Annotated in this window: 22 protein-coding genes; all 22 read right to left on the bottom strand. The window is 41.2% G+C overall.

Translation table 11 applies throughout. From position 1 onward, the window contains the following. Nucleotide 1 precedes the first annotated feature (1 nt). The gene (cmk, locus tag RT761_RS12600) at nucleotides 2–667 is read right to left on the bottom strand and encodes a (d)CMP kinase (protein ID WP_218111773.1); all 666 of its coding nucleotides are present in this window, start codon (nucleotides 665–667) and stop codon (nucleotides 2–4) included. Continuing rightward, entirely contained in the window at nucleotides 664–2022 is a 1359-nt protein-coding gene (gene aroA, locus RT761_RS12605) for a 3-phosphoshikimate 1-carboxyvinyltransferase (RefSeq protein ID WP_218111774.1), read from the bottom strand. Before aroA ends, cmk begins: the two co-directional genes overlap by 4 nt. Continuing rightward, complete coding sequence (gene aroH, locus RT761_RS12610; protein WP_218111775.1) at nucleotides 2015–2410, bottom strand: chorismate mutase; 396 nt, start codon at nucleotides 2408–2410, stop codon at nucleotides 2015–2017. The genes aroA and aroH overlap by 8 nt, the downstream gene beginning before the upstream one ends. Then, nucleotides 2410–2937 carry a cob(I)yrinic acid a,c-diamide adenosyltransferase gene (locus RT761_RS12615; RefSeq protein ID WP_218111776.1) on the bottom strand — a complete coding sequence of 176 codons (528 nt, stop codon included), beginning with the start codon at nucleotides 2935–2937 and terminating at the stop codon, nucleotides 2410–2412. The genes aroH and RT761_RS12615 overlap by 1 nt, the downstream gene beginning before the upstream one ends. Then, nucleotides 2921–3655 carry a pseudouridine synthase gene (locus RT761_RS12620; RefSeq protein WP_218111777.1) on the bottom strand — a complete coding sequence of 245 codons (735 nt, stop codon included), beginning with the start codon at nucleotides 3653–3655 and terminating at the stop codon, nucleotides 2921–2923. The genes RT761_RS12615 and RT761_RS12620 overlap by 17 nt, the downstream gene beginning before the upstream one ends. Then, complete coding sequence (gene scpB, locus RT761_RS12625) at nucleotides 3642–4190, bottom strand: SMC-Scp complex subunit ScpB (protein WP_218111778.1); 549 nt, start codon at nucleotides 4188–4190, stop codon at nucleotides 3642–3644. The genes RT761_RS12620 and scpB overlap by 14 nt, the downstream gene beginning before the upstream one ends. Continuing rightward, nucleotides 4183–4764 carry a hypothetical protein gene (locus RT761_RS12630; protein ID WP_218111779.1) on the bottom strand — a complete coding sequence of 194 codons (582 nt, stop codon included), beginning with the start codon at nucleotides 4762–4764 and terminating at the stop codon, nucleotides 4183–4185. Before RT761_RS12630 ends, scpB begins: the two co-directional genes overlap by 8 nt. Before the next feature lie 3 nt (nucleotides 4765–4767). Continuing rightward, nucleotides 4768–5772 (bottom strand): tryptophan--tRNA ligase, encoded by a 1005-nt coding sequence (gene trpS, locus RT761_RS12635; RefSeq protein WP_281387987.1) that lies wholly within the window; start codon nucleotides 5770–5772, stop codon nucleotides 4768–4770. Beyond that, on the bottom strand, nucleotides 5756–8365 hold the full coding sequence (locus RT761_RS12640; protein WP_218111781.1) for a CBS domain-containing protein: 2610 nt from the start codon (nucleotides 8363–8365) through the stop codon (nucleotides 5756–5758). The genes trpS and RT761_RS12640 overlap by 17 nt, the downstream gene beginning before the upstream one ends. A gap of 97 nt (nucleotides 8366–8462) precedes the next feature. Further along, a complete protein-coding gene (locus tag RT761_RS12645) occupies nucleotides 8463–9623 on the bottom strand; it encodes a phosphopentomutase (protein WP_343073792.1) in 1161 nt (386 codons plus the stop codon). 2 nt (nucleotides 9624–9625) lie between these two features. Then, nucleotides 9626–10186: an NUDIX hydrolase gene (locus RT761_RS12650; RefSeq protein ID WP_218111783.1), complete on the bottom strand. Its 561-nt coding sequence runs from the start codon at nucleotides 10184–10186 to the stop codon at nucleotides 9626–9628. A gap of 2 nt (nucleotides 10187–10188) precedes the next feature. Continuing rightward, nucleotides 10189–10851 carry a CBS and ACT domain-containing protein gene (locus RT761_RS12655; protein ID WP_218111784.1) on the bottom strand — a complete coding sequence of 221 codons (663 nt, stop codon included), beginning with the start codon at nucleotides 10849–10851 and terminating at the stop codon, nucleotides 10189–10191. Nucleotides 10852–11090: 239 nt separating this feature from the next. Then, complete coding sequence (locus RT761_RS12660; protein WP_218111785.1) at nucleotides 11091–11645, bottom strand: 2-oxoacid:ferredoxin oxidoreductase subunit gamma family protein; 555 nt, start codon at nucleotides 11643–11645, stop codon at nucleotides 11091–11093. After that, on the bottom strand, nucleotides 11635–12390 hold the full coding sequence (locus RT761_RS12665) for a thiamine pyrophosphate-dependent enzyme (protein WP_218111786.1): 756 nt from the start codon (nucleotides 12388–12390) through the stop codon (nucleotides 11635–11637). Before RT761_RS12665 ends, RT761_RS12660 begins: the two co-directional genes overlap by 11 nt. A gap of 11 nt (nucleotides 12391–12401) precedes the next feature. Further along, nucleotides 12402–13454, bottom strand: a complete 1053-nt coding sequence (locus RT761_RS12670; protein WP_218111787.1) for a 3-methyl-2-oxobutanoate dehydrogenase subunit VorB — start codon at nucleotides 13452–13454, stop codon at nucleotides 12402–12404. Next, the gene (locus tag RT761_RS12675) at nucleotides 13451–13672 is read right to left on the bottom strand and encodes a 4Fe-4S dicluster domain-containing protein (RefSeq protein ID WP_343073752.1); all 222 of its coding nucleotides are present in this window, start codon (nucleotides 13670–13672) and stop codon (nucleotides 13451–13453) included. The genes RT761_RS12670 and RT761_RS12675 overlap by 4 nt, the downstream gene beginning before the upstream one ends. 50 nt (nucleotides 13673–13722) lie before the next feature. Continuing rightward, nucleotides 13723–15420 carry a DNA repair protein RecN gene (recN, locus tag RT761_RS12680; protein ID WP_218111789.1) on the bottom strand — a complete coding sequence of 566 codons (1698 nt, stop codon included), beginning with the start codon at nucleotides 15418–15420 and terminating at the stop codon, nucleotides 13723–13725. Between the two features lie 2 nt (nucleotides 15421–15422). Next, a complete protein-coding gene (locus tag RT761_RS12685) occupies nucleotides 15423–16277 on the bottom strand; it encodes an NAD(+)/NADH kinase (RefSeq protein ID WP_218111790.1) in 855 nt (284 codons plus the stop codon). Nucleotides 16278–16283: 6 nt separating this feature from the next. Continuing rightward, nucleotides 16284–17144: a TlyA family RNA methyltransferase gene (locus tag RT761_RS12690; protein ID WP_218111791.1), complete on the bottom strand. Its 861-nt coding sequence runs from the start codon at nucleotides 17142–17144 to the stop codon at nucleotides 16284–16286. A gap of 31 nt (nucleotides 17145–17175) precedes the next feature. Further along, complete coding sequence (locus RT761_RS12695; RefSeq protein ID WP_218111792.1) at nucleotides 17176–18066, bottom strand: polyprenyl synthetase family protein; 891 nt, start codon at nucleotides 18064–18066, stop codon at nucleotides 17176–17178. After that, nucleotides 18066–18500: a transcription antitermination factor NusB gene (nusB, locus tag RT761_RS12700; protein ID WP_218111793.1), complete on the bottom strand. Its 435-nt coding sequence runs from the start codon at nucleotides 18498–18500 to the stop codon at nucleotides 18066–18068. Before nusB ends, RT761_RS12695 begins: the two co-directional genes overlap by 1 nt. Next, nucleotides 18490–18876, bottom strand: coding sequence for an Asp23/Gls24 family envelope stress response protein (locus tag RT761_RS12705; RefSeq protein ID WP_218111794.1), 387 nt, complete (start codon nucleotides 18874–18876; stop codon nucleotides 18490–18492). Before RT761_RS12705 ends, nusB begins: the two co-directional genes overlap by 11 nt. Nucleotides 18877–18887 lie beyond the last annotated feature (11 nt).

Raw genomic sequence — 18887 nt, forward strand, 5'->3', positions numbered from 1 at the left:
ATCATTCATCATCTACCGCTTTTTGGTAGAGAAAGTTCACCACTTCTTCAATGCTCATATCAGAAGTATCAACCATCAGGGCATCATCAGCTGGCCGCAAAGGAGCTTCGCTTCGAGTAGAATCGATGGTATCCCGTTCTATAACATTTCCGAGAACGTCCGAATAAGAAATATCAATCCCCTTTTCTTTTAATTCTTTCCACCGTCTTTGTGCTCGAATTTCTGGTCGTGCAGTCAAAAATATTTTTAAATCAGCATCAGGAAGAACTACCGTTCCGATATCTCGTCCCTCAGTTACCGAAGAAGTTGATTGAGCTAAATCCCTCTGTTTTTTCTTTAAAAAAAGGCGCACGGCAACAATTTTTGCCACCGGTGAAACATGCTGGTTGACCATGGTTTGTCGAATTTCTTCATCGCACCGCTTTCCATTGAGAAAAATGACCGAAGCTCCATCAATAACTTGAAAATGAAGGTCGATTTTCTCTAAAGCTTGCTTAAGAGCTTCTGAATCTCCGTAGTCTATACCCTGCTTTATCAAATAATAGGTAATCGCTCGATACATAGCGCCAGTATCTATATATAAATAGGACAACTTTTTAGCCAACAAATGAGCTACGGTGCTTTTTCCTGCTCCGGCAGGGCCATCTATAGTAATCAGGCTTTTCATACTTCCTCCTGTTCATGAGGGCTCATAAGCGAATTGTCGGGAAAAATCTGAAAGTTCCCGTATCCAATTTTTTGAAGGTCTTGAAAGAAATTCGGGTAACTGATTGATATACATTCGATATCTTCAACTTCTACTGGAGCGTCAGCAATCAATCCAGCTATCACCATGCTCATAGCTATCCGGTGATCACCATAACTTTTTACCTTGCCACCTTTCAATCGGACTGGACCGGAAATAACCAAACCGTCTTTGGTTTCATCAACCAGTGCTCCTAAACTGATTAAATTTTCACTGATGGCATGCAAACGGTCGCTCTCCTTTACCCGCAATTCACCGGCTCCTCTGATTATTGACCGTCCATGAGCCTGGGTCGCAAGGACCGATAATATGGGTATCTCGTCGATGAGCGATGGAATCTCTTCCCGATCAATCTCAAAATGATTTAATATTGAGTGTTCTACGGCAATATGGCCTTGTCGCTCTCCCCACTCTTCCCTTGCATCAAAGGTTTTGATTTTGGCTCCCATTCTTTGCAAACAATCCAACATTCCTGTTCGGGTCGGGTTCAAACCCAGGTTTTGAATGATAATATAAGATCCTGATACCAAGAGGGCGGCAGCTATTAAAAAGGCTGCTGAGGATACATCTCCAGGGAGATTAAAAGACCGAGCTTTCAATTCTTTTCCTGGGTAAACTTCAATCACTTCTTTCTGCTTTCGGATATCGCTTCCAACCGCCTTAAGCATATTTTCAGTATGATTTCGCGAAACAATCGGCTCTTTTATGAAGGAAGGACCGTCTCCCCATAAGGCGGTAAAAAGTAAACAAGACTTGACTTGGGCACTGGGAATTTCGAGAGTATGATGAAAAGCGTGTAATGGTTTTTTGCCAATGACATAGAGAGGCGCATATTGGTCTCGATCCCGACCTCCGATAATCACACCAATTTTTCTTAAGGGGTCAATAATGCGTTTCATGGGACGCCTGCGTATACTCTGATCACCAGTTAATATTGATAATCCTTGAACTCCAGCGGTAATACCGGCAATCAACCGCAAGGTTGTTCCTGAATTATCCACATCAAGGATATCGGTTGGCTCAGACAAATCTTCTTTTCCAGAACTGCTTATCTTCACTAATCCCTGATTGGGAAGGGCTTGTACTTTCACTCCTAAAAGCTCCAAGCAATGTAAGGTTGACCAGGTATCGTGACAAAAAGAAAAATTTTGAACGACGGTCTCCCCAACGGATAAGGCCCCAATCATCGCTGCTCGGTGACTCAACGATTTATCTGGAGGACAAAAGATTTTTCCTTTCAATTTTTTTGAAGCTGGAAGCATACGAACCTTACCCATTATTTTCTCCTTTTAAATCCATCCGTAGTTTTTGAGTCTCCCCCAAATAAACATGACGAATGGCATCTTGGCTGGCACTCGGGCAGAATGCGATCATCATCAAACGAATACAACGTTTTAGAGCACCCTCTACGGGAATCTCTTGAGCACACATTAAGGGAAGAAAACGGTATTTTTCAATTTTTCGAATGGATCGAGCGGGAAAAGCCGATTTTAGATCGTGAGTGACGGTTATGAAAACTGCAGTAACGTCATCGGGCACAAGCTGGTTTTTTTCCATCATGGTTTCAAACAAAAGTAAGGTAGCTGCAGCGATCTCATTAGCATTATCCCTTTCAACAGTGATAGCGCCCCTGATCCCTCGCATCGGATTCGTCTGATAATCCATTAATATTCAATCCCCTTTCGAGCTGGTATCCCTTGTTGATAGGGATGCTTTATAAGAGTCATATTAGTAATCAAGTCAGCATATTCGATGAGTTGGGGTATAGCCTTCCTCCCAGTTAATACCACCTCCAGCTTGGGATTTCGAGTGTCCAATTCTGGAAAAAAATCATCCCAACTGAGCATCTGGTAGGTAAAAGCATAAAGAAACTCATCCATTATCAATAAATCGTAGTTCTCGCCTTTTAAAGTTTTTTTGGCCATTTCCCAGCCCATCAAGAATTCTCGATGATCCTCTTCTTGCCAATGCCTATTAAAAATAAATTTACCCGATCCAAATTGATACACTGTTATTCCTGGTAGGTATTGAAGCGAAATGAGCTCACCGGTTATATTCTTTTTAAAAAATTGGAGAAAAAGAACTTTTAATCCCTGACCGGTAGCTCTTACCGCTAAACCAATGGCAGCAGTGGTTTTTCCCTTTCCATCCCCATAATAGACTTGAACGTATCCTCTACCGGCCGACATCATTCCCAACACCACCTCTTTCAAAAAGAAGTTCAATTTCATCTTTCAAAAGATACCGCCACTCACCGGGCAACAAATTCTCATCCAGGGTTATCGGCCCCATTTTGGTTCGTATTAAGCGTAATACCGGATGGCCAATACCTTCAAAAAGGATACGAACTTCATGCTTTTTCCCTTCATTTAAAACCACTTCAGCAATGGTAAATCCTTTCTGATGTTCAATGAGCTTCACCGAATGAGCTTGATACCATCTCCCGTTCTTCAATAGTCCATCGGTAAGCACTCTCATCTCCTGGCAGTTTAAGGAGCCTGAAGCGTAAACTCGATAGGTTTTCAATACTTCATAGCGGGGGTGGGTTAAAATATTAGTGATTCGCCCATCATTGGTAAAAAGAAGCAATCCCTCGCTATCACAATCCAAACGACCAATCGGAAATATTCTTTCCTTGATATCAGCAACATATTTCATAACCGTTTCCCTTCCCTGGGGATCTCGGACTGTTGTCAACGTTCCTCGAGGTTTGTATAGCTGGAGATAGATCAGACGAGTTCCCGACTGCACTGGGGATCCATCAAAAGCGACTACATCAGCTGGTTCGACTTGATAGGCTGGTTGGATTCGGATTTCGTCGTTGACGGTTACCCTTCCCTCTTGTATAAAACGATCACAGGCTCGTCGAGAACCAATTCCAGCCTGAGCTAAATATTTATTCAATCTCATGGGTCAATTCCTGACTGGTAATTATTTGTTGAATACGCTGCAGGGCTTCCTGGTCTTCTAAACCAAATACCTCATAAAATTTCTCAGTAAGCTGGTAAAGAAAAGGTTTTCCTGGTCGGTCAACCTGACCAGCAATAATGATTAAACCCCTTTCTAATAGAACACTGATTGCAGCTCCGGAATCTACTCCTCGTTTGATATCGATTTGAGTTTTGGTAACCGGCTGTTCAAGGGAAACGATAGCTAGAACCTCCAAAGCAGCACGGGATATCCCTTTTTTAACCGTGATCTGAGCATAATCCTTCAAATGGCTTCCATACTCCGGCCGAACCGCCATTTGCCACTGCCCGGCTACTCGGCGTAAAAATATGGCGCTCTGCCGTAACCGGTAGTCCTCGGCTAAATTCAAAATTTCTTTTTCAACTCTTTCTCGGTCGGCTTGAGTCACTCTCATTAACTCCTCAATCGGAACCGGCTGAGGAGAGGAAAAAAGAAAAGCTTCGATTAATCCTTTTAACAAAATATCATCACTCATTTTTTAGGAGGTACACCAACCCGTCTTCTTCTTTCATTTTTAGAAGGTCTCGAAATACCATGTCCAGTAAAACCAAAAAGGTTGCAATAACGATTCGAAGTTCTCGTCTATTCTGAAACAAAGCATCCATTCTGAACCATTGACCGGTTCGCTGGTCAAAAAAACCATTGATGTAATCTCTCTGCTCTTCAATCAGATTTTCAAAGTGATCATCTATTTCAATATCCGGTTGATTCGATTCGGTATTCAAAAATTTCCGATATAAACCCAACAAGCTGTCCAGTGACATCTTTTCCAGATCAAGAACTTCACGGGTTTGAATTTTTTTCCAGCGCTCTGGTGGAACTTTCAAAATGTTTTCTTCCTGTTGCTTCAGCTCGGCAAGAACCTGAGAAAACAATTCAAAGATCTTCTTCTCAATTGGTTGATTTTCTTCTTCCGAAATGGCTTCTTCCTCAATCTGGAGAATTTCGTTCAACTGTTTTTCAACCAACTCAATATCTTCTTGGAGCAGGTTTACCCTCCCCCAAAGAGCATTGGCTTTTTCAATTCGATCTTTCCAGTCGGTATCCATAATCTATCGGGGTATTTGATAAGCAATATGCATTGCTTCTCGAACCTTTTGCATTGTTTCACGAGCAAGAGTCTGAGCTTTCCGACTCCCTTCTACTAATATATTTTTGACTAACTGGTCTTTCCCTTGATATCGTTCCCGGAAAGGCGTAATCTCTTCCAGATAATCAACCATATATCCCAATAGCTCTTTTTTGCAATCAACGCATCCCAAATCTCCGGTTCGGCAGTCTTCTTCAATCTGTTCGACTCGAGGATTTCCAACAATATTATGAAATGAAAATACATTGCATCTTTCCGGATGTCCCGGATCACGTTTTCGAACTTTCTCCGGATCGGTAAACATTGAAAGAACCTTGGTTCGCAACTCTTCCTTGGTATCAGATAAGCCGATAGCGTTATTTAAACTCTTACTCATCTTTCTCCCATCAATCCCCAAGATTCGTGGAGTTTCGGTAAGAAGCGGTTGGGGTTCCTTGAACACCTCTTGTTGATAGAGAAAATGAAAACGTCGTACCATTTCTCGGGCAATCTCAATATGAGGAACTTGATCTTCTCCAACCGGCACCTTAACTCCTTGATATATTATGATGTCGGCAGCCATTAAAACCGGATAGCCAAGATGCCCATAACCAACCGCTTCTTTCAAACCCATGTCTTGGAGTTGCTGCTTTAAGACCGGATTTCGTTCCAGCCACCCCAAAGGAGTGACCATGGAAAGAAGAAGATGAAGTTCAGCATGCTCCGGTACCAATGATTGAATCATGGGAATACATACCTCGGGATCAATGCCCACGCTAAACCAATCAACAGCCATATCAATGATATTTCTCTCTATATCCTCAGTATGTTCAAATGAGGTGGTCAAAGCATGCCAATCGACAATACCAAAAATACAGTCATATTCTTTTTGGAGCTGCAGCCAATTTTTTAACGCTCCAAGATAATGACCGATATGCATTTTACCGGTCGGTCTCATTCCACTAAAGATCCTATCTTTGCTCCCCACGTTTATTCACCCTTTCCCAACTTTGCTTAATCAATTGTTCTTCTTCAAAACGGTTCTTGGCATATCCATCAATTTTAGCCAATTTTAACTCATCCAGCATTGTAGCATAGTGAGGTCCAGCTTTAATTCCCATTTCTTGTAAATCAGAGCCTTTTAAAATGGTTTTAATCGTCCTCCATTCTTTAAGATAACGGTTTATTCGCTGATTGGCCAAACTTTTCTCCGGATAAAAGCTGAGCAAAAAGTACAAAAATTCAAGCGGCATTAAACGACAGCGAAGATAAATTTCTGAAGGGCGAATGTCTTTTTCTTCGACAGCAGACATAAATTCACTTTTATAGGAGTGATAACTCACCACTTTATGGGAGAAATGACGAGATAGTGCCAAACGCTTTTGCAATAAAGAAATTTGCTTGACGTCAAAGTCGTCGAAAAGAGGAGTTAATTGATAAAGAAATTTATCTATCCCGATAATGGTTTTTACTTCTGGGAGTCTTCTTTCCACGCCAATAAACCGATCGGAATATTCCCTTTTCCAGATACATCCTGGTAAAATTGACGGAATCATTTCCAATTGGTAAAGACGTTCTAAATAGCGATAATAATTGGGAAGCTCCAGAATAAGTTGGATTTCTTCTTTAAGACGATCGGGTTTAATACTATCTAACAAATTTTTTCGAATAGTTTGTTTTAAAAGACTCATGGTAAATGGTTCAATGTGAAAATCATATTTTTTTTCAAACCGGACCGCTCGTATGGACCGAGCCGGGTCATCAACAAAACTTAACGGATGAAGAATTCGAAGAATCTTATTTCTCAAATCACGATAACCGCCAAAAAAATCATAGAGCTCTCCCCAATTATCGGGATAAATGCTAATTGCCATCGCATTCAAGGTAAAATCTCTTCGAAACAAATCTTTTTTTAAGTCAGAATATTCCACGTCGGGTGCCGCTCCTGGAAAAGCATAAAATTCTTTACGAGCACTGGCAAAATCGATTCGTTTCTTCTCTTTCATAAAAATGACCGATGTGCCAAAAGGTGGATAGGAAACTACCTTCCCATTCAACAGTCGGTTGAGATTTTGGGAAAATTCAATTGCGTCACCTTCTACTACCAAATCCAAATCATGATTGGGAACACCCAAAATAATATCCCTTACCACTCCTCCAACCAGATAAGTTCTCACTCCAACTCGGCGGGCGAGACCACTGATCAAGTTGATCAATTCCAAATCAGCAGCACTAAAATGGGCAAATACCGACTCGGAAACATTCAATCGGGTTAACTCATTCACTACAATATTTTCTTTCTGATGAAACACCCGCAAAAGATCGCTTCGGGTGATTATCCCGATCGGTTTTCCCGCTTTGATAACCGGCACTCTCCCTATATCGTTTTCTACCATTAAATTTCGTATGGTGTAAATCGAATCACGGGGCGAGACTCCAATAATTTGAGGTGACATAAAGCTCTTTATTGGGGCATTTTGTAAGCCATGGTGAATGGCTTTTTCCATATCCCTTCGGGCAATTATACCTACCAGTGTCCCCTCGTCATCCACCACCGGTAATCCGGAAAAACCCGAACGAATTAAAGTTAAATAAGCATCGTTAATACTGCTTTCATGGTGAATGGTTTTTACAGGCGTTGACATAATATCAATAGCTCGAGTAAAAGAAAATGAGCGTTTCATCATGTTGATGATTTTTTTTCTGACTTCTTCCAATGAACTCCCCTTAATCGAAACCGACGCAGCGCTTTTATGCCCCCCACCATTTAAGCCAGTGGTGATGATGCTTACATCGATTTCTTCTAAGCGGCTACGAGCAATGACATACACTTTATTTTCCATATCAAAGAGTGAAAAAAGGACATTAATTTCTTCCAAATCCATCAATTTATGAACCAGAAAAGATACCCCGTCGACATAATCTTTCACCTGAACTGATGTAAAATGAACCTGAATCCCATTTACTTCAACCACTGCGAGGGAATTCACCATCAGTTTTAAAACATCCCGTTGCTCACTGGTAAGCTGCATATTGACATAATCAGGTATGGCACTCAACTTCGCTCCGTGTTCGACTAAAAAAGCTGCGGCTTGAAGGTCTCGGGCGGTTGTGGTTGGGAAGGTTAACGATCCGGTATCTTCATATATTCCAAGAATTAGCAGAGTCGCTTCCAAAGAATTAAGTGGAAGATTCTGTTCTTTGATCAGCTCTACCAAAATAGTGGTACAGGCACCGGTTGGCTGAACAATCACCTGTTCGCCTTTTAATCCATCCGGTGTTTCAGGATGATGATCATAGATTGCATAGGCTACCCGTCCAGCTTGAATCAGCTCTTCGGCTCTTCCGCCCCTCGAAGGAGAAGAAGCATCCACAATCCATATTTTCTTAACCGATTTCCAATCCAATTCTTTCTCAACTGAATAATCAAAAAAAGTTCCATAAAGAGTGAGAAAGCGCCGAACATTTCGATTCACACTACCACCGATAATGATGCGGGTTCCCGGATAAAGTTTGCAAACTGCAAACATCGAGGCTAAGGCGTCAAAGTCAGTACCTTCATGGCTAATGACAATATTCATTATTGATTAAACTCCTGAATAGGATGTAAGACCGGCGGAAAATAGTAAATCATCTTAAAATAATAATTCATCGGATCTAAACCTTCTTCCTTCTCAATTAATCTTCGAGTATGAAGGAAAAACTGGTTCCCGGACCCGACCAAGGAATTCCGAACAACTGGGCAATCGTCGCCCCAATATCAGCAAACGAAGAACGGATTCCCAAAGAATTCCCCGTCAATAATTGGGGAGAGGCACAGATTAGAAGTGCGTGTTCGCGGGAGTGATCAGTGCTGGACGTGGTAGGATCACACCCATGGTCACTGGTAATGATTAAAATGTCATCAAAACGTAATCGAGGGAGAAATTCTTTTAATTGAGCATCCCAGGACTCAAGAGCCTTTTGAAAACCAATAGCGTCATTACGATGACCATAGAGGGTATCGAAATCATTGAAGTTTGCCCAAATCAAACCAAAACGCTCATCTTCGAGTAATTCAAAAAATACCCGAAAGGTATCAGAGTTATTGGTGGTCTTAAAATTTTTACTGATTCCTCGCCCGGCAAAAACATCACCAATTTTTCCAACTCCAGCTACTTGAATTCCTCTCTCCAAAAGAACATCTAATACCGTTGGATAAGGAGGTGGCAGCGAAAAATCTTTCCGCCTTGAGGTCCGTTGAAAGCTTCCTGGCTGGCCAATAAAGGGACGCGCAATAATACGGGCAACAGCGTGATCGCCATTCATAATTTTTCGAACCATTTCACAAAGACGATACAGGTCTTTAACCGAGACGATCTCTTCATGTGCAGCGATTTGCAGCACGCTATCGGCTGAAGTATATAAAATAGGAAAACCGGTACGGATATGTTCGGCACCATATTCTTCAATAATGGCAGTTCCTGATGCCGGTTTGTTTCCCAAAATCCGGAAACCTGTAACCCTTTCGATCTCATCGATAATCTCTTCGGGAAAACCTTGCGGATAAACCGGGAAAGGATGCTCGGTAATGACCCCCATCATCTCCCAATGACCAGTAGTCGTATCCTTCCCTGCTGATTTTTCCACCATCTTCCCATACCATCCCTCGGCTTTTTTTACCGCAACAACTCCCGGTATTGGTTCGATTTTTCCCAAGCCTAATCTTTCCAGAGTCGGGCAAGACAAACCACCAACCTCCCGAGAAAGATTGGCTAACGTATGGCTTCCTTCGTCTCCATATTCAGCGGCATCAGGAAGTTCACCCATTCCTAAGCCATCAAGAAGTGCAATGAATATTCTCAAGTCAATCCTCCCAGCCAATATTGTAAGGCAATTATGGTCTTGGCATCTTGTATTTCTCCTTTAGTCATCATATCCTGAGCTTTTTCTCGATTTACTTTTAAATAATAAATTTCCTCATCATCATCTCCCTTTCGAGCTTTTTCAACCGGTTGTACTTGGGAAGCAAGAAAAAAATGGATCCGTTCGGTACTATATCCCGGTGCCAGAAATACCGGGAAAAGGTACTTCCAACATTCACTGGCAAAACCAGTTTCTTCCTCCAACTCTCGAATCGCACAATCCAGTGGATCCTCATCGAGTTCCAAGGTTCCGGCAGGAATTTCCCATAGCCATTGTCCAGCCGGTGCTCGAAATTGTCGTATTAAAATTAATTGATTCTCTGGCGTGGTGGCGATAATTGTCACCGCTCCCGGATGATTGACGAAAATTCGTTCTAAATTATCAACATATATATTTTTTTTCAATTGAAATAAACGAGTTTCACAGAGAACATCACTGCTCTTTATTTCAGGGATAACCAGTTTTGACGACTTTATTTCATCATACGGAAAAAACACATTTACGCTCCTTCATCAACTTGGGTAACCCAGACATGTTTCACAGTAATACCATCAGCTTTAAAAGCCTCAATAATTGGCTCATAATCGCGAGTCGCAATCCGTATCACAACATAACGTAAATTTGGTTTTTCTTTTATATAAAAGGTTGCCAAACTCAAAATATTTACCATGAATTGAGAAACGATTCCGGTAACTCGATGCAATTCACCCGGTTTTTCAGGAAGCTCAAGGGTGATTCGGGTTCCACCTAACTCAACCCCCAGAGTTTCAACTAATACATCAAAAATATCTGATTCGGTTATCATTCCAACCACCCGGGTTTCCTCAACCACCGGAAGTCCACCGACTTGATTTTTTTTCATGATTAAAGCAGCTTCTTCAATTGGGATATCGGGTTTTATGGTGATTACCTTTTTTTCCATGATTTCAGATACATTCATTTTACTGAGGAGATAAGTCAACTCAAAACGACTCAAGGTGGTTGCCTTAGATGGTTCTGCTTCTAATAAGTCGTTATAAGTAACAATCCCAATTAATTTATCCCGATCAACGACCGGAAGTCTTCGAACTTCATTTTCTTTCATTAATCTCTCTGCTTCCAAAATAGTTGTAGTGCTGGAAATAATCACCACGTCTTTGCTCATACGGTCTCTTACTAACATTGGCAATCCCCCCTTCCAGGGAATTTTCTTTTTTAAGAATTTTTAAAACCACTTAAAAGTATCTTACTCATCACTATTATAGCTATCCTGAAAATCCATGGGCATGATAAATCAAGCCCCTAAAAAGAATTATAAAATGGAGGAGCACAATTTATTGCGCCCAATTCATGGAGCGACATGCCATGCAATGTCTAATCTTTGTTTTCATTCTCATCTGGTACCATCAAGCACTCCTGGTTCTATTCAGGAATTTTCTTGGATATCGAATTCTTTCCTGCGTAGAAAGCTTTCATATTGATATCAATTAACTTACTTTTCTTCCCTTGTAATATTTCTTCCAAAGCATTCCGGATTGACTCCTCTTTAACTGTTGAATGATATCCAATCAAGGCTCCAAGGATAACCATATTTAAAGTTCGAGGATCGCCTACATCATTGCCGGCAATATCATTTCCAGGAACTTCCAATATTTGAATTTTGGAATCATGATGCGTTTGGGTGATTAAAGAAGAATTAACAACCAATAACCCTCCCGGTCTTACGGTAGGAGCATAACGTCGCAGGGATGGTTCATTCATGACAATACAAACATTGGGATGATCAGAGATAGTTGATCCTATTTCCTGATCAGAAATGATAACAACACAATTCGCCGTTCCACCCCTCATTTCAGGACCGTAGGAGGGAAACCAGCTGACATGATATCCATCAATCATGCCAGCTGTCGCTAATACTCTTCCTAAAAATAAAATTCCTTGGCCACCGAATCCTGCTACCACGGTTTCAACGTGCATCGGGAACTCCCTCCTTGACTTTTATTTCACCAAGGGGAAATACTGAAATAATATTCTTTTCCAACCATTGGACGGCTTCGAGTGGCGGCAGAGCCCAATTGGTAGGACAGGGTGATAAAATTTCTACTAAAGAAAAGCCTAAACCAGCTTGTTGGGTTAAAAAAGCTCGCTTGATTGATTGTTTCGCTTTTTTTATCAGCTGAGGCTTGGTTAGGGCAACTCGAGCGATATAAGCCGACCCTTCGGCAACTGCCAACATTTCTCCCAGTTTAAAAGGAAATCCTGCTTCGGCTTGCTTTCTTCCCCGAGGAGAGGTTGTCGTCCGTTGGTCAAGAATAGTGGTGGGCGCCATCTGTCCTCCCGTCATCCCAAAAGTAGCGTTGTTAATAAAAAAAGCCGAAATACATTCACCTCTTACTGCACAATGCACAATTTCTGCGGTGCCGATAGCGGCAATATCACCATCACCTTGATAAGAAAAAACCATCCGGTCGGGAAGTGCTCGTTTTATACCAGTAGCGGTAGCCGGAGCCCGACCATGAGCACCCATAACAAAATCAATATCCAAACATTCATAGATATATACCGAACAGCCTACCGGTCCAACACCGATGGTTTTATCAGCAATGTCCAGTTCATCGATAACTTCGGCAATTAATCGCTGAGCCAAACCATGATTACAGCCCGGACAATAACGGAAAGGTTGATTAATTAAGGTCTTTGGTCTCTCAAATACAGTCTGCATAGCCATTCTCCTTACTTCCCTAAAATATCACGAATTCTTTTCAGGGTATCTTCAACCGATGGAATCATACCACCGCTCCGCCCATAGAAATGAACCGGAACTGCACCGTTCACCGCTAATTTGACATCTTCTACCATTTGTCCCATGTTCATTTCCACATCCAAAACCCGTCCAGCCCGTTGGGCCAATTTATGAATGACCGCCGAGGGAAAGGGGTAGAGAGTAATCGGTCGGAGCAGTGCTAATGGAATCCCCAAATTTTTAGCCTCTCTGACCACGCTCTTGAGAATCCGAGCGACGGTTCCATATCCAACTAACAACATCTCAGGTTTATCTTCTCCAAATACCTCATAGCGAATTTCTTCTTGCTCAATTTTTTGATATTTTTCAAATATTTTATTGTTGAACTGTTCCAAGCCTCTCGGATCCAGGTCAAAACAAAGGATATACTGACGCTCTCTACCATCTTTACCAGTGATTGCCCAGTCTTTAGCTGGCAATGGCGGAAAGTCTGGTTTATTAAAAACCACCGGCTCCATCATCTGACCTAACATTCCGTCTCCCAAAATAATGACCGGATTTCGATATTTATCAGCCAGATAAAATGCCAAGTAGGTCAGATCGACTAACTCCTGAACGGTTGATGGCCCTAAAACAATAACCTTGTAATCCCCGTGTCCCCCTCCCTTTACTGCCTGAAAATAATCACTCTGAGAGGGCTGGATGTTTCCCAAACCCGGTCCTCCTCGGCTCATATTAACGATCACTGCCGGCAATTCAGCCGAAGCCAAATAAGAGATTCCTTCCTGTTTGAGACTAATACCAGGCCCGGAAGAGGAGGTCATCACCCTTTTTCCGGCTGCCGCTGCTCCATAAACCATATATATTGAGGCAATTTCACTTTCAGCTTGGAAAAAAACCTTCCCTTCTTCAGGCATTCTCTGCGACAGGTATTCACTGATCTCGGTCTGTGGAGTAATTGGATAGCCAAAATACAGATCACATCCCGCTTGGATAGCAGCTTCGGCAACCGCATCGTTTCCCTTCATTAAAATTTTTTTCATTTTTCATTCTCCCGATAGACTGAAATTGCCACTTCTGGGCACACTTGTGCACAAAAACCACATCCGATACAATGTTCCTCATCGTTGATCATTGCCGGGTAGTATCCGTGCGAATTAAAACTTTCCGATAAAACCAGCACTTTTTTCGGGCAGATTTGGATACAATATCCACAACCCTTACAAAATTCCTGATTAATCAATACTTTATTCAATACCATCTACTCTCCTGTCAATATCAACAGATTTTCTCAGTTTCAATCACCGAGTCTTACTTTCCGGCTCTCTCCATTAAAGTTTCAGCAAACTGGAGAGCTGGAACTGTCGAATTTTCTCCTCCCATCATTCGGGCTAATTCTTGTAATTGCATTTCCCGATCTTGTAAATCGCTTATCTCCGCCCAGGTGTCCTGACCATCAGTGTACTTATCGACTCTCAAGTGTTGATCGGCAAAACAGGCAATCTGGGGAAGATGGGTGACACAAATAATCTGGCGACCGGAAGCAATCACTTTTAACTTCTCACCGATCCAAAAAGCGGTTTTCCCTCCTACTCCCTGGTCAATTTCATCAAAAATCATAACCGGCAGATTCTTCATTTCTAAAGCAATGGATTTTATTCCCAATACTAAACGTGACAACTCCCCACCCGAAATGACTTCCATAACCGGTCCAATAGGCTGTCCGGGATTTAATGAAATCATAAAACCGACGTTATCCAAACCCGTAGCAAAAAATTTTTTCTGCTCAACTGGAATAGGATTAAAGCTGACTTCAAATTTGACTTTAGTAAAGGCTAGTTGCTTTAATTCTTCTTCTAATCGGTTTTTCATAATTTCTGCCGCTTTTTGTCGATGCTGAGAAAGCATTTCACCACTGTCAAGCAATTCCTGCTGGCAATTTTTCAGTTGTTCTTCCAGTTGCTTTTTTTTCTCAGTTTGACGTTCTACTTCCAACAGTTTCTCTTCAATGCTTTTCCGGTAACCAATGAGTTCACTGGTTGTCCGGCAGTGGTATTTTCTTTTCAAGCGTTCTATTTCAGCCACTGATTTTTCCAATTTTTCAATTTTATCCGTCGAATAGTCTAGTTGGCTTCTTAATGCAGCGACTTCTGAAGCTATTTCTTGTAGTTCAGTTTCGATATTCCGAAGGTTCCCTACAATCCCATTTAAAGCCAAAAACTTCCCTTCGGCGGGGATTTTTTCCACCTCAAAGGTTAAACGGGAAAGGAGAGTTGATATTCCTTCCCCACTTTCATTCCCTTCCATTAAAACAAAGAAAGTATCTAACGCTGAACAGTAAGATTGCATATTAGCCAATAAACGAAACTCTCCTTCAATTTCATTTATCTTTTCAGGAGATAAACCCATCTCCTCAAATTCTTGAAAAGCAAACTTGAGCTCAGTCCAATGGGAAAGGTCACCGGCCATTAACTGTTCTAATTCATGTTTGATTCGCAACCACTCAGTATATTTTTGCCGGTAATGCTCTCTTTCTTTTTTCCCGGTTTCATCCAAAAAATCATCCAAGATATTCAGCTGGTTTTCGCTTGCCAAAAACCGTTCATGTTCTCTTTGACCGTAAATATCAATTAACATTGCAGCTGTTTCTTTTAGCCATCCAACTGGCACTGATCTCCCATTAATGCGAGCTCGATTTTTCCCATTTCGGTGAATCTCCCGAGACAATACCACTTCCCCGGGAATTTCACCGGTTAATTCATTATCCTCTAGCCATTGAATTAAATCAGGACTAGAAGAAAGGTCAAAAAGTCCCTCAATAAGAGCTGACTTTCGATCTCGACGAATCATATCTTCAACCGCCCGTCCTCCTTTAAGGAGACTTATAGCGTCAATTATTAATGATTTACCGGTTCCTGTTTCACCGGTAATCGCTACCAGGCCATCATTCAATTCAAGGTGTTGAGAGTCAACAATGACAAAGTCTTTAATGACCAGTTCTCGGAGCATTTCTAATCAATCCGTTTTCTAATATCCATCCCCCAGGATAATTTATCTCTCAGCAAAGAATAAAAGGGTTTTTCGGGAACAAGTTTTACCATATGATTGGTCAGTTTCGATTTTCGAACCTCAATATAATCTCCTTTATCCAAGCCAAAACCTCTCTGTCCGTCCAAAGTAACCATGGTGCCTTCCTTGGTTGATTCCAATATCAGTCGAATCGAGGAGGTCGGTTGAACGATAATTGATCGAGCATAAAGGGTATGGGCACATATTGGGGTAATGATGAAAAGATCCAAAGTTGGATGAATAACCGGACCACCTGCTGACAAGGAATAAGCCGTTGAACCGGTAGGTGTACCGATGATTAACCCATCGGCCGGAAAAGTTGCCAGATATTCGTCATCAATGAAGGTGCTGAGGTGAATCATCTGCGCAAAGGGTCCACGGTAGATTACCACGTCATTTAAAGCAATATCCTGTTCCGTCCCCCTTTGGGTATGATGAATGGAACAATCCACCATCATCCGGTCTTCAACGGTGTAATCTCCTTCTAAGACTGCTTTTGCAGCATCGAATAGGACCTCGACACTCACTTCGGTTAAAAAACCCAATCCACCCATATCAATACCCAATATCGGAATTCCTTTTGCTGCATACCTGTGACTTGCTGATAAAAAAGTACCATCACCACCTAACACAAAAACCATATCGGGTTTTTCATCAGGAATATGATTGGTATTGATTATGGAACACGATACCAGATGCTGATTAAAAAAATCATGCAATTCTTGCGCTTTTTGGGAAATCATATCATTCACTTTTCTGGAAAATATATGAACTCTCTGAATTGGATTTTTGTTCATTCCATCTCACTTTTTATTCCTTTTTTGGGTTGACTCATTTGGTGAAAGAAAATAAAAATGCGCCTCGTTTACTTCTTTCCTTATTATATCCCCAAATTCAGTTTTATCAAAAAAATTAGAGCATTTCTTCCAACAGGCTAAATATTCAATATTCCCTTCTCTCCCTTGAATCGGGGAGAAAGTAACACCTTGGAGGTGGAGATGATTGTCTCGAGCCGATTCAAAAACATCCTCAAGAACCTGGATGTGGATTTCTTTTTTTCTTACCAAACCGCCTCGTTCCACCTTGTCTTTTCCCGCTTCAAACTGGGGTTTTATCAAAGCAATACAGATTCCATGTTCCGGAAGGAGTGAACTGATAACCGGAAAAATAAGTCGAAGCGAGATAAAAGACACATCAATAGTAATACCCTGGATAGATTCAGGAAGGTCTTGGGGGATAAAATAACGAATATTTATTCTCTCTAAAGGAACCACCCGGGGATTTTTGCGAAGCTTTTCATGAAGTAACCCATATCCAACATCGAGGGCAAATACTTTTTTGGCTTGTTTCTGCAGTAAACAATCTGTGAATCCTCCGGTTGAAGAACCAATATCTAAAAAAGTTTTACCAACCGGATTGATTTGAAAACAAGAGAGGGCTTTGGCTAACTTTTCGCCGCCTCGACTAACAAATTGAGGCAAACTTTCAAGAATAATTTCAATATCATCCCAAACTCGAGATGATGGCTTTAAAATTCCTGACACTTTTTCAACTTTAACATCACCCGCTAAAATCATCCGCTGGGCTTTTTCTCGGCTTTCAACCAAACCTCTCTTGACTAATAATTCATCAATTCGGATTTTTTGTCTTTTTTCTTCCATCATTTCAGCTGTGGATAGATAGTTCCAATAGGTTTTAATGGTGACGGGTTATAATAAAGTGGGCTATTTCTCTTAATAAAGAAAAGGAACGACTGGTCTGATTTAAAACCGCCTCAGCTTCTCGAAATAAGCTTTCCATAATTTTTTGAGTTTCATTCATCCCATAAATCCCCACCAGAGTTGCTTTCTTCTGTTCGATATCTTTTCCGGCTGTTTTGCCTAATACCCCACTTGGTTGAGTTACATCTAACAAATCATCTTTAATTTGAAAACATTGTCCTGTTAACAGTCCAAATCGCTCCAAATCATTGAGTTCTTTCTTATTGGCACTCCCAACAATTGCTCCGCAAAGAATTGGCGCTTGAATAAATCGAGCGGTTTTCATCCGATAAATATCCATTATCTGGTCTTCATCGGCGTCGGTTCCTTCCAGATCAATATCAAGCACTTGACCACCAACCATTCCTTCTACGCTGAGGGCATCCAACAATACCTTAAGAATTCTGATCAGTTTGGTATTATTAACCATCTTACAAAATTGACTATCGGAAAGAAAAAAACGAAATCCCTCGACCAGTAAAGCATCGCCGGCAAGGATTCCCATCGCTCCTCCAAATGCTTTATGCAAACTATATTTCCCACGACGATAATCATCATTGTCCATTTCTGGCAAATCATCGTGGACCAAGGAAAAAGAGTGTATCATTTCGATTCCACCCGCCAAAGAAAGAAGATCTTCGCGTTTGATACCATAGGCTTCGCCGGTTGCCAGGCACAAAGATGCTCTGATCTTTTTCCCCCCTCCAATGACTCCATAGCGAAGAGCTTCCATTAATCGAGTCGGGGCTTCTGGAAAAATTAGTCTTTGTTCCAAATGATTATCCAAAAGGATGGCGTTTTCGTTGATATACTGAATGATATCCACTATTCTTTTTTATTAACCCCCAAAGATTTAAATTCGGCCTGAGAACTTCGAGCCAATTTCCCTAAAATTCCGTTGACGAATTTACCTGAATCGGTGGTGCTAAATTTTTTAGCCAGTTCTACTGCTTCGTTAATCGAAACTCCAACCGATATATCAGAAAGATAGAACATTTCAAAAACTGCTATCCTCAACAGGTTTCGGTCAATAGTTGGCATCCTATATAAAGGCCAATCCAAACTATAGGCTGAAATGATGCGTTCGATTTCAGGTAAGTTTTGCTCCACTCCCCGCACCAGTGAAAGAAAAAAGCTCCGATCATCATCCTTCCAATTGGAGGGTATTTTAAATACCGATAAGATTTCAGAAAATGTTTTTTTTCTGAGATCCATTTGAAATAAAATTTGCAGAGCAGTTTCTCTGACTTTACGGCGCATGATTGACCTTCAACCCCGAATTAGACGATTCAGAAAATAAATTTTCAAAATTTTCATTTAGTCCAACGGACGAAAACCCTTGGACAAAAATATCAATTCGATCGACCCTCAATCCCGTTTTTTTCTCAAAACTATCCTTGAGGCTTTTCTGGATATCCCAAGCTACTTCTGGTATCCTCTTTTCTAAAGTAAATATGAGATATAAAGAGATATTTAAGGATTCTTTTTTGGTTTCGATCTTAATGCTCTCATCGGACTGTTTTTCCAAAGAATCAACCCCTGAGACTTGACGAACGATTCCCTCAATCAATTTTACTAAAACCCGATGAGAATATTCAATTTTTCCTTCCGACAAATGAATATCAACATACTTCAATATCGGCACTC

The organism is Atribacter laminatus (genome assembly GCF_015775515.1).
GTDB lineage: Bacteria > Atribacterota > Atribacteria > Atribacterales > Atribacteraceae > Atribacter > Atribacter laminatus.